We start from the raw sequence: 14670 nt of genomic DNA, 5'->3' as shown, positions 1-14670 counted from the left end.
TCAGAGGTTCTCGACCACGTACTCGATCGAGGAGATGAGCGAGCGCACGTCGTCAGGCTCGATGGCCACGAAGGTGGCGACACGCAGTTGGTTGCGGCCAAGTTTGCGGTACGGCTCGGTGTCGACGATGCCGTTCGCGCGGAGAGCCTTCGCCACTGCTGCCGCGTCGATGTTGTCGTCGAAATCGATGGTGGCGACGACCTGCGAACGGTGCGCCGGATTGCTCACGAACGGAGTTGCGAACGACGAGGCCTCAGCCCAGTCGTAGAGAGCCGACGACGACTCGGTGGTGCGAGCGGAGGCCCACGCGAGGCCGCCTTCGGCGTTCATCCAGTCGACCTGGCTCTGCATCAGCAGCAGCGTGCTGAGTGCGGGGGTGTTCAACGTCTGGTTCAGGCGCGAGTTGTCGATCGCGTTCTTGATGCTCAAGAACTCGGGAATGTACCGGCCCGATGCCGCGATGCGCTCGACACGCTCGATGGCCGCGGGCGAGAAGAGGGCGAACCAGATGCCGCCGTCGCTCGCAAAGTTCTTCTGGGGGGCGAAGTAGTAGACGTCGGCCTCGGCCGCGTCGAAGTCGATGCCGCCGGCCGCGCTGGTGGCGTCGACCACGGTGAGTGCGCCCGTGTCGCCGTGCACGCGCGTGACGGGGGCCATGACGCCGGTGCTGGTCTCGTTGTGGGGCCAGGCGTACACGTCGATGCCCTCGAGAACCTCGATCTCGCTGCGCGAGCCCGCATCTGCTGCGATGACGTGCGGTGCCGTGAGAAACGGAGCGCCCGCAGCCACGGCGAACTTCGCCCCGAACTCACCGAACGTGAGGTGTTCGCTGCGGTTCTCGATGAGCGAGAACGCCGCCGCGTCCCAGAAGGCGGTGGAACCGCCGTTGCCGAGCACGACCTCATAGCCTTCAGGAATACGGAAGAGCTCTGCCAGGCCCGAGCGCACAGCCCCGACGAGGTTCTTCACCGGCGCCTGGCGGTGCGAGGTACCGATAATGGATGCCCCGCGAACCGTGAGGTGGGTCAATTGCTCAGCCCTGATCTTCGACGGGCCGCAACCGAAGCGACCATCAGCGGGCAGGAGGGAGCGGGGAATCTGCAATTCGGGCATGAAAACAAGTGTATCGAAGCGCCCACGGCGCGCTCTTCCGGCGGGTGCCGCCCTCACACTGTTCGCCAGTAGGCTTGAGCCACACGTGCGCAGTGAAGCAAGGAGCGGCCGTTGGCGGATTTGATCGACACCACTGAGATGTACCTCCGAACGATTCTCGAACTCGAGGAGGAGAACATCGTGCCTCTCCGCGCCCGCATCTCAGAGCGGCTCGGGCACTCGGGGCCGACGGTCTCGCAGACGGTGGGTCGCATGGAGCGCGACGGGCTCGTGATCGTCTCGAACGATCGCCACCTCGAGCTGACAGAGATCGGTCGGCGCAAAGCGGTTCATGTCATGCGCAAGCACCGGTTGGCCGAACGGCTGCTGAGTGACGTGATCGGCCTCGACTGGGAGTTCGTACACGAAGAAGCCTGCCGCTGGGAGCACGTGATGAGCGAGCAGGTCGAGCGCCGCATACTCGAGATGCTCGACCATCCCACCGAGTCGCCCTATGGCAACCCCATTCCGGGCCTCGAAGAACTCGGTGACACCGAGGCGGTTCCGTTCACTCGGGGAGTGGTCAACATCGTCACGCTGGTGCACGGCGCTGTGGGGCCGCAGACCAAGATCATCCGGCGCCTGGGTGAACCGGCGCAGGTCGACCCAGAACTGCTGTTGCAGCTCAAGCAGTCGGGCGTCGTGCCCGGCAATTCGGCTGCATTCTCCTCGGCTGGTTCATACGTTCTCGTCGAAGTCGAGGGGTTCTCGCAGGGCCTCGAATTGCCGAATGAAGTGGCCAGCCATATCTTCGTGGGCATCTGACATTCATAAGTTCGTTACCAATTTGTTGCTTTAAGCCGTTTTGAGGTGACAAATCGCGGGGTCTCACGTATTCTCGGTGAAGTCCGAATGACCGCTTCCCGGCCCCACGACCCAAATCAAGACACATGAACCGGCTCTTTCCTGGCGGCACTACCCTGCCCCCAGAACCGTCAGAGCCGGGCAGAGCACTCGTGCGCTGCGACGTGTCGGAGGAATAAACTTTGCCCCTTTCGAGCAAATCGCTTGGTTCACCCGAGCCGAAGCACAACCCGAACACCCCTGCAGTACGCGAGACCTCTCACGCCAAGCCGCGTTTCAGGCGCCCCACCAAGCGCGGCATCGCCAGCACCGTCGTCATGACGGCTGCCGCAGCCCTCGTCGCCACGATGGCACTGCCCGCCTACGCGTTCAGCACGCACGGTGCCTTCGACCCGAGCGCGTCGACCAAGTCGATCGAGGCCGGCCAGCAGACACTCTCTGTCGACGCATCGGCCGCTGACGCCGCCGTCAGCCGCGACAACTACAAGGCTCCGACCAAAAACGACCTCGCTGCCGCCGCCAAGGCCGCGGCTGAGGTTGCTGCTGCAGCCCAGGCTGCTGCCGTGGCTCAGGCCGCCGCCCTCAAGGTGGCCACGGTGTCGAACACCACCTCTACCGCCTCGGTCGCCGGCGCCACCTCCGCGAGCACGGCTGCCTTCAACCCGCCCTCGGGCCCGTACAGCGGCCAGGCCGTCGTCGACTACGCCATGCAGTTCGTCGGCGTGGTGCCCTACGGTGCCGGTGCCAGCCCCGACACGAGCTTCGGCTGCGACGGGCTCACCCAGTACGTCTTCAAGCAGTTCGGAATCAACATCCCGCGCACCGTGAGCGCTCAGGCCGCAGCCGGAACCCGTATATCAGCTGCCGACGCACAGCCCGGCGACCTGATGATCTACTCGATCGGCCACGTGGGCATCTACGCCGGCAACGGCAAGATGATCGACTCGCCCGACTGGGGCCGTTACGTCGAATACCGCCCGCAGTGGGGCAGCTTCTACTACGTACGCCTCGGTATCAAGTAAGTCGAGCCTGTTATGTCGGTAACCCCATCCTCCCGGCGTGAGCGCCGGGAGTGGGAGCGGCAGGCAGCCGAGGCGAAGGTCGCGGCTGGAGCCTCATCCGTCAACGCCGACGGTGCTGCGGCCGAGATGAGTGTTTCGCGTGTGACACCCAGCCAGCCGCACACCATTGCCGAGTTGCTGGCTGCTGCCGCTGCGAATACAGCTGCTGCGGCTGCTGTCTCCGGCCCGGTGTCGTCACCCGTCGACTCGCTGCCGGTTGCCGCCGAGAAGCCGCTGCAGGTCGAAGCGATGGTGGTTGAGCCTTTCGAGCAGCAATCGCTCGAGCACGCGCAGCCTCTCGAGCAGCAGCAACCTTTCGAGCAGCAGCCAATGAAGGAGCCTGCGCTCGTCGACCCCGCGGCGGTTCCTGTGCGCCGCGTGGTTGTTCGTGCCGGAACCGCACGCGCCGCCGCTCGGCGTGCTGCCGCGCGTGAGCGCTTCGGCGCCGTCGTCACCCGTGTCGGCTCTGTCGCCCGTGCCGGTTCAGCCGGCGGAGTCGGTCTGGTCAACGGCGCCAGGTCGGGCCGCCGCCCGTCGGCCGCCTCACCCAAGACCCGTGCCGCCCGCGCAGTGGTTATGACACTCGCCGTCGGGCTCATCGCCACGATGGCGCTGCCCGCCTACGCCTTCAGCACGGCAAGTGCCTTCACTCCGATCGAAGATTCTGCAGCGCTGGTCACCGGCGAGCAGACGCTGGCCAGCAGCAGTGGCCTCACCGCGGCGATCGTCGGTCGCGACAACTACCAGGCTCCCAGCGAGTCCGACCTCGCCGCCCAGAAGGCAGCCGCAGCCAAAGCGGCGGCTGCTGCAGCGGCCGCCGCGTCGGCTGCGACGCTGAGGCTCTCCTCGAACAGCGCCGTCACGGCGACCGCCTACCCGTCGGTCGTCTCTCCCCAGGTGCAGGCATTGGCTGGTCAGCTGATGGATGCGGTCGCCTCGGGCCAGCTGGTCGGGTCGAAGCCCGACCACATCGCCGAGATTCGATACCTTGCCGAGGGCCAGGTCGTTCCGGGCTGCGGCGTCGACTACCGCGTGCTGCAGACCATCAAGGTGGCCATCGACAATTTCTCGAAGGTGGGTGTGAGTGATATCAACCGCCTCTGCACCGGCCAGATCGAGGGCGCGGGAACGATGTCTCCGCACTATCGCAATGGCGGCGGCCACGCGGTCGACTTCTACATTCTCAACGGTCACGGTCTCACCGGCGCTGACTCCGACTCGCTGAAGCTGCTGCATCTGCTCGACCCGCTCGTGCCGCCGAACACCAATGTGGGCCAGAGCGAATGCCGGTCATCCGGTTCGGGCTTCGTCAACCTCTCGGAGTTCGAAGACACCTGCAGCCACGACCACGTCGACTTCATCAGCGCCAGAGGCGACTCCCTGCTCTCTGATTAGCTGACTGACTGACTGGCTGGCTGACGAGCCAATTGTGAACAGTCGGTTACAGTCTGCTCAATCGATGCCGCAGTCGCATGCGTTTTCGGGCCAGGTTTGTTAGCCTTCATGCACTGCTATTACTCGAGACTTCGGGAGCGTTCGTGACCGCCAGAGACAACATCCCCACCACGGATGACCGCCTCTTTCGCGCGCGAATACTCAGCGGCCTGCATCAGATACCCTCTGTGCGCACACGTGTGCGTGCAGAAAGGGCGTTGTCACTGTGACGACGCCCTTTTTTGTTGCCCCGGCCCACCCGCAAGCCTCTCGAATGTAGCGGCGAAATCGAACCTCCTGGTAGCCGACCAGGGGTTGCGAAAGGGAGAAAATGCGAACGCTGGTTTTGAACGCGGGCTACGAACCGCTGGGTGTTGTCTCGTTTCGGCGGGCCCTTGTGCTCGTCATGAATGAGAAAGCGAGAATCGTCGAAAGCGACGAAGACGACCCGGTGTGGGCGTCATCGGGGGCGTACGATCGCCCGTCGGTCATCTTGCTCACGCGGTACGTGAAGGTTCCGTCGTCGAGGCAGGTGCCGGTGAGTCGGCGCGGAGTGCTGCGCCGTGACAACCAGCGCTGCGGCTACTGCGGGGCATCCGCCACCACAATCGATCATGTTCAGCCGCGTTCGCGCGGGGGCAAAGACACGTGGGAGAACCTCGTGGCCTGCTGCCTGAAGTGCAACAACAAGAAGAGTGATCGCACGCTGGCCGAGATCGGCTGGTCGCTGCGCATGGTTCCACGCATGCCGCATCACGCCGGGTGGTTCGTGCGCGGCGTCGAGCGCGCGCTCCCCGAGTGGGAGAACTACCTCGAACCGGCTGCGTGAGCCCTGCTCCAGTTCGCTGCTAGACGATGCGAATGAAGATGTAGCTGCCCCAGAGCCGCGGGTTGTGTTCCACATAGCGGCCCCAGTCGGGCGAGTGGATCACGCCGCCGTGCCCGTCGTAGATTCCGACGTGCGCGTTCGGCCACACGACGAGGTCGCCGGCGCGCACCTCAGACGATGAGACGCGAACGCCCATGGCCGTCTGCGCGCTGACGAGGCGAGGCAGCGTGACGCCGAAGTGGCCGTACACCCACTGGGTGAGGCCGTCGCAGCCGAAGCTGTCGTTGGGGTTCGCGCCCCAGCCGTAGGGCACGACGCCCACGTATTGCTGGGCGTAGGCCACGACCGCTGCGCCGTTGAACTGCTGGGTGGGGGCGTCGTTGACAGGCGCGGGCGAGCTGCTGCCGCTGTTGCTCGAGCCGGTTCCGGATGCTGAACCCGAGCTGCTCGATCCGCCCGAGCTGCTCGACCCACTGTTGCCCGTGCTGCTCGACCCGCCCGAACTGGCTGCCGCGCTCTGTTTCGCGGCGGCTGCTGCGGCGTCGGCCTGCGCCTGTGCGGCTGCTGCCGCTGCGGCGGCCTGCTCGGCCTCGAGCTGACGCTGTTTCTCGGCGGCCACGCCCGCGTTGTAGTCGGCCTCGGTCGTGAGCGCTCCCGTCGTGAGAGCAGCGAGTTGAACCGTCATCTCGGCCTGGTGGTTTTCTTGTTCGAGTAACGCCGACTTGACGCTCTGCTGCGCGGCAACGGCGTCGGTCAGCGACGCCTGTGCGGCATCCGCGAGGCTACTGAGGGCTCGTTCGGCTGCATCGGCCTGTGCGCTCAGCGAGGTGGCTGAGTTAGCGTCTTGAGTGGCTGCGTCGAAGATCTTCTTCGAGGTCTCGCTCAACTTGCTCATGGCGCCGAGCTGGTAGAGCAGGTCGCTGCTCTTCTGGCCGCCCACGAGCAGCTGCATCGAGAGATCTGATCCCGCCGAGCGGGCGAACTGCGCGGTGAGGGCGCTGGCCTGCTTGCGCGAAGTGTCGGCCTTCGTCGCGGCCTCGGCCGACTGCAGTTTGAGCTGGTCGGCTTTCACCGTACCGGTGGCGAGGGCATCCTGTGCCGCCTGATTGGCTGCCCACCGCTGGTCGGCCACGGCTTGTACGGCTTCGACCTCAGACGCCAGGCCGGAGATGAGTGACTGCAGCTGGCCGATCTCTGCCTGCTTGGCGGTTTCGTTGCTGCGTGCGGCGAGAACGTCGTTCCAGCTCGGATAGTTCGCAGCGAAGACGGGGCTGCCGCCCGTAATGCTGCCGGCAGCGACCAACGCAGCGACGGCCGAGGTCACGATGAGCAGGCGAAGCGGTGCGGCGAAGCGGCGAGAGGCCTGGGCTGAAGCTGGCGCGCCGGCACCGGATGCACGGCGGTGGGTCGACTTCATAGATCCTCGAGACTGTTCACGTTTGTCACAGCAGTCACATGAGCAACGTCTATAACACCAACAACAGCGTTAACAGTAGCAACACACCGGCGTTTCGCACAAAAAAGTTTGTGGAGGCATAGAACGTGCTACGAGAGAAGCCCAGCATCACCGCGGGGGCGGCGGGGCTGGGCTTCGGTCGGCGGGTGTCGTGACGGGCTAGAAGTCGTCGACGTGCAGGTGGTCGCAGGTGTCGTAGAAGTCGCTGAAGTTCTTCAGGCCGATCTCGCTTCCGGCAGAGACGCGGCAGTTGCGCTGGCCGAGACCCGAGCCGTACGGCATGATCGGGTCGAGTGCGCGAATCAGGCTGAGCGACGCGTTGTTCGAGCCGTTCAATGCGTTGCCGCCCACCGAGGTGAAGTCGACCGCATGCCCGCCGCCGTTGCGGTAGTGGGCCGACAAGACGCCGGCGCCCTCGATCTGGCCTGTGCAGCGGCGGCTGATGTCGCTGACGCCAGCGCTTCCGAACGTGCGTACAGCGGTGACCATCGCCTGCAGAATCACCACGTCGATGCCGCAGTTCGCTACCGACTTACCCTGGGCGATCCACGCGATCTCGAAGATGTGGTCGGGGCTCGACCCGTGAAAACGGCCAGCCGAAACGTAGCCCATCAGCTCTTCGGCGAGGGCCTGGGCGTCGGAGGAGACGGGGCCGATGCTCACGCCGCCGCTTCCGCGCGCAGCGGCGGCGGCCGCGGCGGCCGCTGCTGCTGCCGCAGCCGCTGCAGCAGCAGCCGCAGCGACTCCTGCCTGGTACTGCTGTTCTGTGGTCGCGACGTTGCTCTGCAGGCTAGCGAGCTGAGCCTGCAGCTCGCCCTCGTGAGCGGTCTGCTCGTTCAGGGCGGCGATCATGTCTTGCTGGGCCTGGGCGGCCTGCTGCAGCGCGGCTTGTGCGGCCGCTGCGAGGCCCACCAGGGCATCCTTCGCCACCGCCGCCTGCTCGGCGATCGACTGAGCGGTGTTCGCGTCTTGCTTGGCCTGGTTGTAGATGCCCGTGATGGTTTCGCTGAGCTTGCCCATCGAACTGAGCTGCGACAACAGATTGTTGGCCTGCGCTGAGTCGCTGCCGAGCAGCAGGCTCGTGATGTTGTTGCCGCCGCCCGCGCGTGCGAACTGGGCCGCGATGAGGGCGGCCTGGCGGCTGGAAGTGTCGGCCTTCGTCTTCCATGTGGCCGCGCTTGCCGCAAGGGCGTCGGCCTTGCTCTGCCCAGCGGCGAGTGCCGCTTCGGCCACGTCGTCTTCAGCTGTGCGCTGCTGAACGAGTGCCTGTGCGGCCACCGCCTTCGCCTGCAGATCGGCGATCAGTGCGGTGATCGAGGCGACCTCGCCGGCCTTCGCCGACTCGCTTGCTCGCGCCGCTTGAACGTCGGCCCAGCTGGGGTAGTCGGTCGCATAGGCGGCCGGGGCACCGAGCACGGTGCTCACGGCGGTGACGACAATGACCATCAACCCCACTGCGAGGAGGCGCGATCGCTCTGCCAGGCCACGCCTGGGCGGGTATGAAGTCTTCATGGAGTCTTCTGTCTAACAGCACCTACGCGCGTTCGGGGGGTGCGGCGTCGGCATTTCGTGAACCCGTGCGATTGCTGAACCCCGGTGGTGGGGCTGTAAACTCGTGCGGTCAGCCTCTGTAGCTCAATGGAAGAGCAAGTCCGTCCTAAGGAGAGACACGCCCATCTGAGTGGCTGTCTTGAGGCCCAAAATACCGCCACGATCCGCATGTTTTCGGGCATCTACCCCATTTGCCGAGGCGCTGTAGCAAACATATGGTTTGCGGGTACTTGTGTACACCAACTGTGTACACCTATAGTGAAGACATCGCATAACGCGAAAGAGAGCCACCGGTTGCACCCGATGACTCTCAGCCCACACCTAATTCAGTAGGAGCAGGACATGAATAATTCTATCGGCACCCCAGAAACGATGCCCCACCACAGAAGACACGAGCACGTTGGCGTTATCAACGGAGCCGTCTGGTCGGCACATGCAAGATAGCAAAGGGGGGCAATGATGCCACGAACACGAGACTCCGGCGACGGCGGTCTGTACTACGACAAGAAGCGCAATCTATGGCTCGGCGTAGTGGACGACGGATTCACTGCTGACGGACGCCGCAAGCAGCGCCGCGTTTCCTCGCGGTCGCAGTCAGTTGCGCGCGACAAGCTCGACACTCTCAAGACTGAAATCAAAATTCACGGCTCCCCGCTTGGCAACCAAACCGTTGCTGAGTGGGGAGCCTTTTGGCTTGAGACGATCTGCAAACCGAAACTGAAACCCCAGCCGTACCGCACATACCGGGCGATTCTCGCGACGTGGGTCATCCCCGCTATCGGCAAGAAGAAGGTCAAAGAGGTTCGCCCCTCCGACTTGCAGCGCATCTACGCCAAGATCAAAACCGCCGGACACACCGCCACCGCTTCGAAGACACACACGGTTCTGTCTTCCATGTTCGAATCTGCCCGTCTCGAAAAGCTTGTAGGCGACAACGTAGCAAAGAGTGTCCGCGCACCGAAGCCACTGAAGAAAGCCCGCGACACTCTCGCGCCCGAAGAGACCATGCGGATACTGAACGCCGCCAATACAAGCGCCGGAACAAAGTGGCTAGTGTCCCTCTACGCGGGCATACGCCAGGGGGAGCGGCTGGGCGCAACCATCGACTCTGTCGACTTCGGTACGGGTCTATTCACCGTGCTCTGGGGGCTGTCTGAGGCGAACTATGAGCACGGATGCGACGGTACATGCTCTGCGAAGGCTGCGGGCCACTGCCCTAAAAAGCAGCTCGTGACCCCGGATGATATGGAGTACCGGGTACTCAAGGGTCGACTAATGCTGCTGCCGCCGAAGTCGGGGGAGTCGCGAACGTTCCCGCTCCCGGTCAGCCTGCTAGCCCTACTGCGGTCGCAGATACTCGAACTCGACAATCAACCCAACCCGCACGGCCTTCTGTGGCCAGCTAAGGACGGCTCGCCCATCACGAGCGGCGTAGATCAGGCCGAGTGGAAAGCGCTGCTCATACAGGCTGGGGTGGATCGACCGACGGCAACGACGCACTGGGCGCGGCACACTGCTATCTCTGACCTCACTGCTTCTGGCGTGCCTGAACGGGTGATCGGGGAGATAGTCGGGCACAAGTCGCCAGGCGTAACGGGCCGATACCAGCATGTGTCTTCGCGAGACGCCGCCGATGCGATGGGGAAGCTCGAAGAGCGGCGTCAGATCGAAGGCTAGAACCTAGTCCCCTCCCCGCGAACGCCATCGATCACGTAGTGCATCACAACTGGCCTCTCCCCGCGGTCGGCTACGGCGTAATCGGCGGCAGCAACGAGCTTGCCTGAATCTATGTCCAGTACCTCGCACATGATCTCAAGCTGGTCGATGGTGATTTGACGTAGACCGCGAATCATTTTTGAGAGTTGGGACTGATTGACGCCTACCTCTTCAGCCATTTCGGTTTGCGAAATGCTGAAGCGCGCCATCTGTCCTTTGATGACACCGGCTATTTCTTTTGTCAGCGCGCCCGGTTCGGGGGCTGAATTCGTGCTCAGTTTTGTAACCACGGCCTAAATAATGCCAGATATGAAACCCGTAGACAAATAACTTGTACTTTTAGTTTCAGTGAACTAGGGTAGTTCACATGACCTACCAAAGAAGAAGATCCGAAGTCGCGGCTGGGGAGGTGCGTGCCCTCCTCGGTCGTAACCGTGAATCCATAGAAGACCTTTCGTCGGCAACGGGTATTCCCCTTTCTACACTGAAACGCCGACTTCTGCTCAAAACAGATTTCACAATCGATGAGATCGAACTGATCGCCCGCCACTACGGAGTCACTTACAACAGTGTTGTATACGCCCCTCAAGAGGTTGAGGCGGCATCGTGAGCGTCGCAACCATCCGGGTTGAGTTCCCTCCCCGCATGATGTCCCGAGAGATTGCCGCCTATTACATCGGTCGTTCCGTTCGTGAACTCGACGTGCTGCGTGAGACGAAAGAGATCACACCGAGAGGCGAAGGCCGAAGAGTTCTCTACGACAAAGCCGACCTTGACCGCGTGTGTGACCGCCTCGCTGAGCGGCCCGCGACGAGAGGGCAAGTCGCATGACCGCCCTCGACATCTTCACCTACAGCGGCCAGCAGGTTCGCACAGTGGTCATCGACGGCGAGCCGTGGTTCGTTGCTGCTGACATCCTCCTCCAACTCGACCTGAGCCGTTCGTCGCTCGTGTCGCTCGATGACGACGAGAAGGGTGTACATACTGTGGACACCCTTGGAGGCCAGCAGAGCGTGACGGTGATCAATGAGCCGGGTCTGTACTCGCTCATTCTCCGCTCACGCAAAGACGAGGCGAAGACCTTCAAGCGCTGGGTGACTCATGACGTGCTGCCCGCGATCCGTAAAACGGGCCGTTACGGGTCTGACGTGGATATGCTTGCCGCCCTGCCGTCTTCGAAACTTCTTGCGCTTGCCGCTGAGGCTGCGGAACGCGCTGAGGTGTTGCAAGCGAAGATCACGGCTGATGCTCCGAAGGTGCTGTTTGCGGATGCTGTCGCAACATCTGAGGATTCGATCTTGGTCTCTCGTCTCGCGGGCATCCTGAAGCAGAACGGTACGGACATCGGTCAGAACCGTCTCTACGAACGTCTCCGCACCGAGGGTTACCTGTGCAAGTCAGGATCGAGCTACAACCGCCCCACACAACGCGCCCTCGACCTTGGCGTATTCGAGGTTGTCGAACGCACCGTGCAGGGTTCTGACGGCACACCACGCCTCACCTTCACCACCAAAGTGACCGGCAAAGGTCAGCAGTACTTCAACAACAGGTACGCAACCACCGCGGCGGTGATGTCATGAGCACGGTTGTTGATTTGCTAACCGAGATCCGCGACTTGCTGACGAAGATGGGCTCAGAGCAGGTACAGCATGAGGTGCGGTACAACAACGGCCAGTCGGTGAAGGATTCGGTGGCCCGTGTTGAGTCGAGTGTCGCTGATCTACTCGCCGCCGCCGCTGATCTCCAAGCTGCCGACGATGCTCGCAAGTCCCGTGACAGCCGCGGTGAGCGCGGCGATCTGGGTTTCGTTGAAAAGGAATCGTCTACTGGCGGTGTGTTCTCCGGCCTCGTAGACGATAGCCGCCTCGTGGAGGGTGGTGGCAAGTTTCCTGATGATCTCCATGGTTTCCATGCCAAAGAGTAACCCTCATTAGCTCGATGGCTGCGCGGTGATGTCTACCTCCGCCCGCGCGGTCGTCGCCCAACCTCTTAGCCTCCCAGTCACGGACCGGTGGGGGGCACTAATTGCTGATCCCAAATGTCCCCGCTAACCACGCGCGACGGGTTCGGCAATCAACTAAATATCGCAAATGCGGAGTTCGTCAGTCGTCGGTTTTGGTCAACCGTCGTTCCCCCTGATGTGTTCCAAGTGGCTTATGGCCCGCTTGAGAAACAGGCGGAGAGTGCCCCGAAGAAAAGGGGTGCGAACGGAAGTACTAGGTCAAGTACGTCAGTGACCCCATTTCAACGAAACCTTCGGGTGGGGGGTGGGCGCTGGCAGACGATCCCGTGGCGGTGAAGTCGCCGGGGGTTAGTAAGAGGCCTAGGAGTGGCGTCTCGTAAAACACGCAGCCCCGAGTCGAGGACTGGTCGGGGTACGAGGTCTAGCGAATGCACCGCGACAACTTTGCCGATCCGCGTCATCACATAACCGACGCAATCACGGACGGCTTGTACTCGTGCAGAACCTACTGATGTGTGGTGGGCCGGTGGAAACCTGCGGGTCGGCCACCACACGGATGTAGCGCGGCGGGAGTAAAGGCTCTGTCCCGGTTCAATTCCGGGCGCTGCACTCACCTAGAAGAAGGAATACGAAATGAGTTCGTCTAGCAGTACAAGCGGCGACGGGATCGGGTTCGCCGGTCTCCTCACCATCGTGTTCATCGTCCTGAAGCTCACACATGTCATCGACTGGTCATGGTGGTGGGTTCTCGCCCCGGTGTGGATCACCTGCGCTCTTTCGCTTGGCATCCTCGCGATCATCGGCATCGGTGTCGGCGTCATTGCGGTCATCGATCACAGGTCGCATAAGCGGAATCGCGCCAGTATTTCTGCCCGCCGCAACAATCTGCGCCCCTAACCAACCTTCAAGTCAACCAAAGGAACACGAAATGACCCGTATTGAAGAGATTACAAAACTGATCAAGCCGACCGTGGATGAGCTGCGGCATGAGCCGATGTTCTGGGCAACTGCTGCTGCTGTGTGGCCCGTTGATGTTCCGCCTGTCCGTGCCCCGTTCGTGGTGCGTGCGTGGGCGCGAATTCGTGGGCAGGTTTTCCTGTGATCCGCGCCGTGCATGGCCAGTACCGCACCTCTACTCTCGTGATCCATCCTCGCCCGCCTGGGATGTCGCCTGACGTTGAGACGGTTCGGGTGTTCTGTGGTGTCGGTAACGCGGTGGTGGTTTCGTTGCTGTTTTGGGCGTGCGTTGTCGCGTTGGTGGTGATGGTCAAGTGAGACCGATGCTGACTCTCGCGGCGGTTGTGGTCGTCGTGTTCTGGGTGTTTTGCGTGTTCGGGCTGAGCCGGTTGGCGGCGTACTGATGGGTGCGCTTCCTGACATCAGACGCGAGATGGATGTTGCCGCGAACACGACGGGCGCGTACTGCGTGGACTGCGAACTCGAAAACGTTTCCACGAACACCACCTACACCGGCTTTGACGAGTCATCCCGTTCAGCGGTCAACGGGTGGGTTCGTGACCATCGCACCGCCCACCGCATCAAACAGGGGTTAGACGATGCCGGGTTCGGTATCGCAGACCCCATGACGAACGGGTGGCCCGCATGATCCACGTCTTCCACACCCTCTCATGGGTGGTTTTCGCACTCGCAGGCATGTCTGTCATTGCTGCCCCGAACGGTTCATGGTTCCCCGCCCTGGCCGTCGCCTTATTCCTATTCTTTGTGACCAGAAAGACGCACGCTCACCAAAACTCTTTGCCGAAAGGGGCAAACAATCATGGCCGATAAAAAGTATGAATTCACCGGTATCGAGAAGGTTAACGCTTGGGGATACACCGTCAAGCAGATCCGTGCGACAGAAGACATTCCGTACAGCTCAATCCGCAAAGGTGACCTAGGCGGGTGGATCGAAGGCGAGCAACTGAAATCCGGTGACGCTCGGGTCTCCGGTAACGCTTGGGTCTTCGGTGACGCTCAGGTCTTCGGTAACGCTCGGGTCTCCGGTAACGCTCAGGTCTTCGGTAACGCTCGGGTCTCCGGTGACGCTCGGGTCTCCGGTAACGCTCGGGTCTCCGGTGACGCTCAGGTCTCCGGTGACGCTCGGGTCTCCGGTAACGCTCGGGTCTCCGGTGACGCTTGGGTCGTCGGTGACGCTCAGGTCTTCGGTGACGCTCGGGTCTCCGGTAACGCTCGGGTCGTCGGTGACGCTTGGGTCTTCGGTGACGCTCGGGTCTTCGGTAACGCTCGGGTCTCCGGTGACGCTCAGGTCTTCGGTAACGCTCAGGTCTCCGGTGACGCTCGGGTCGAATCGCGTGAGCATTACATCATCGTCGGCCCGATCGGGTCTGAAGGGGTTACGGCGACTCTGTTCCGCACAAAGAACGGAAAACACACCCTCAATGTTGGCTGTTGGTCGGGAACGCTTGGCACCCTCAGTGCTGAGGTGAAGTTGCGTCGCGAATCATGGGTTGCCGACGACTCCACCAAAGACCGTTGGACTGCCCAATACAAGGCCCTGAAGTCTTTGGGCAAGGCAACGGTGACGGCATGGGAAACACCAGAGGCCATCTCATGACTGATGGTTTCTCTAACCTCCGTGAACACTTCGACCCCAGCCTGCCTGTCGTGAAGTGCTGCATGGTCTGCGGTGGCCCTGCCTGCCATGTGGAGGAATGCGCCGAGGTGTGCTCGTGATCTCCGCTGA

17 protein-coding genes are annotated in these 14670 nt (G+C 62.5%); 13 read left to right on the top strand and 4 right to left on the bottom strand.

The genetic code is table 11. The annotated features are described in order from the left end of the window. A complete protein-coding gene (serC, locus tag D4765_RS15495) occupies nucleotides 1–1113 on the bottom strand; it encodes a phosphoserine transaminase (protein ID WP_136643227.1) in 1113 nt (370 codons plus the stop codon). Nucleotides 1114–1224: 111 nt separating this feature from the next. Here serC and D4765_RS15490 point away from each other — a divergent pair, with 111 nt between their 5' ends. The 4 genes from D4765_RS15490 to D4765_RS15475 all read left to right on the top strand — a co-directional run bounded on the left by D4765_RS15490 (nucleotide 1225) and on the right by D4765_RS15475 (nucleotide 5280). Then, a complete protein-coding gene (locus tag D4765_RS15490) occupies nucleotides 1225–1917 on the top strand; it encodes an iron-dependent transcriptional repressor DtxR (protein WP_136643226.1) in 693 nt (230 codons plus the stop codon). A 221-nt stretch (nucleotides 1918–2138) separates the two neighbouring features. Next, on the top strand, nucleotides 2139–2978 hold the full coding sequence (locus tag D4765_RS15485; RefSeq protein WP_136643225.1) for a C40 family peptidase: 840 nt from the start codon (nucleotides 2139–2141) through the stop codon (nucleotides 2976–2978). Nucleotides 2979–2990: 12 nt separating this feature from the next. Continuing rightward, nucleotides 2991–4412, top strand: coding sequence for a hypothetical protein (locus D4765_RS15480; protein WP_136643224.1), 1422 nt, complete (start codon nucleotides 2991–2993; stop codon nucleotides 4410–4412). Nucleotides 4413–4782: 370 nt separating this feature from the next. Beyond that, nucleotides 4783–5280, top strand: a complete 498-nt coding sequence (locus D4765_RS15475; protein ID WP_136643223.1) for an HNH endonuclease — start codon at nucleotides 4783–4785, stop codon at nucleotides 5278–5280. 19 nt (nucleotides 5281–5299) lie between these two features. On the opposite strand, the gene D4765_RS15470 is transcribed toward D4765_RS15475, so the two are convergent. Beyond that, on the bottom strand, nucleotides 5300–6697 hold the full coding sequence (locus D4765_RS15470) for a C40 family peptidase (protein ID WP_136643222.1): 1398 nt from the start codon (nucleotides 6695–6697) through the stop codon (nucleotides 5300–5302). 198 nt (nucleotides 6698–6895) lie between these two features. Next, a complete protein-coding gene (locus D4765_RS15465; protein ID WP_136643221.1) occupies nucleotides 6896–8248 on the bottom strand; it encodes a coiled-coil domain-containing protein in 1353 nt (450 codons plus the stop codon). Nucleotides 8249–8818: 570 nt separating this feature from the next. Here D4765_RS15465 and D4765_RS15460 point away from each other — a divergent pair. Continuing rightward, on the top strand, nucleotides 8819–9964 hold the full coding sequence (locus tag D4765_RS15460; RefSeq protein WP_161580466.1) for a tyrosine-type recombinase/integrase: 1146 nt from the start codon (nucleotides 8819–8821) through the stop codon (nucleotides 9962–9964). Here D4765_RS15460 and D4765_RS15455 read toward each other — a convergent pair. Next, nucleotides 9961–10293 (bottom strand): helix-turn-helix domain-containing protein, encoded by a 333-nt coding sequence (locus tag D4765_RS15455; RefSeq protein ID WP_136643219.1) that lies wholly within the window; start codon nucleotides 10291–10293, stop codon nucleotides 9961–9963. The genes D4765_RS15460 and D4765_RS15455 overlap by 4 nt on opposite strands. Nucleotides 10294–10370: 77 nt before the next feature. On the opposite strand from D4765_RS15455, the gene D4765_RS15450 reads away from it, so the two are divergent. The 8 genes from D4765_RS15450 (at nucleotide 10371) to D4765_RS20195 (ending at nucleotide 14541) form a co-directional block, all read left to right on the top strand. Continuing rightward, nucleotides 10371–10613 carry a hypothetical protein gene (locus tag D4765_RS15450; RefSeq protein ID WP_136643218.1) on the top strand — a complete coding sequence of 81 codons (243 nt, stop codon included), beginning with the start codon at nucleotides 10371–10373 and terminating at the stop codon, nucleotides 10611–10613. Next, complete coding sequence (locus D4765_RS19270) at nucleotides 10610–10834, top strand: hypothetical protein (RefSeq protein WP_161580465.1); 225 nt, start codon at nucleotides 10610–10612, stop codon at nucleotides 10832–10834. Before D4765_RS15450 ends, D4765_RS19270 begins: the two co-directional genes overlap by 4 nt. Continuing rightward, entirely contained in the window at nucleotides 10831–11583 is a 753-nt protein-coding gene (locus D4765_RS15445) for a phage antirepressor KilAC domain-containing protein (RefSeq protein ID WP_136643217.1), read from the top strand. The genes D4765_RS19270 and D4765_RS15445 overlap by 4 nt, the downstream gene beginning before the upstream one ends. After that, nucleotides 11580–11927, top strand: coding sequence for a hypothetical protein (locus tag D4765_RS15440; RefSeq protein ID WP_136643216.1), 348 nt, complete (start codon nucleotides 11580–11582; stop codon nucleotides 11925–11927). Before D4765_RS15445 ends, D4765_RS15440 begins: the two co-directional genes overlap by 4 nt. Nucleotides 11928–12599: 672 nt before the next feature. Next, nucleotides 12600–12863, top strand: coding sequence for a hypothetical protein (locus D4765_RS15435; RefSeq protein ID WP_136643215.1), 264 nt, complete (start codon nucleotides 12600–12602; stop codon nucleotides 12861–12863). 31 nt (nucleotides 12864–12894) lie between these two features. After that, nucleotides 12895–13068: a hypothetical protein gene (locus D4765_RS19265; protein WP_161580464.1), complete on the top strand. Its 174-nt coding sequence runs from the start codon at nucleotides 12895–12897 to the stop codon at nucleotides 13066–13068. A gap of 258 nt (nucleotides 13069–13326) precedes the next feature. Further along, nucleotides 13327–13572 carry a hypothetical protein gene (locus D4765_RS15430; protein WP_136643214.1) on the top strand — a complete coding sequence of 82 codons (246 nt, stop codon included), beginning with the start codon at nucleotides 13327–13329 and terminating at the stop codon, nucleotides 13570–13572. 171 nt (nucleotides 13573–13743) lie between these two features. Further along, nucleotides 13744–14541, top strand: coding sequence for a bactofilin family protein (locus D4765_RS20195; RefSeq protein WP_420824540.1), 798 nt, complete (start codon nucleotides 13744–13746; stop codon nucleotides 14539–14541). The last annotated feature ends 129 nt before the right edge of the window (nucleotides 14542–14670 follow it).

Source organism: Subtercola vilae (assembly GCF_004923255.1).
In the GTDB taxonomy this organism is placed as follows: domain Bacteria; phylum Actinomycetota; class Actinomycetes; order Actinomycetales; family Microbacteriaceae; genus Subtercola; species Subtercola vilae.
This window is presented reverse-complemented; position numbering and strand designations above follow the sequence as displayed.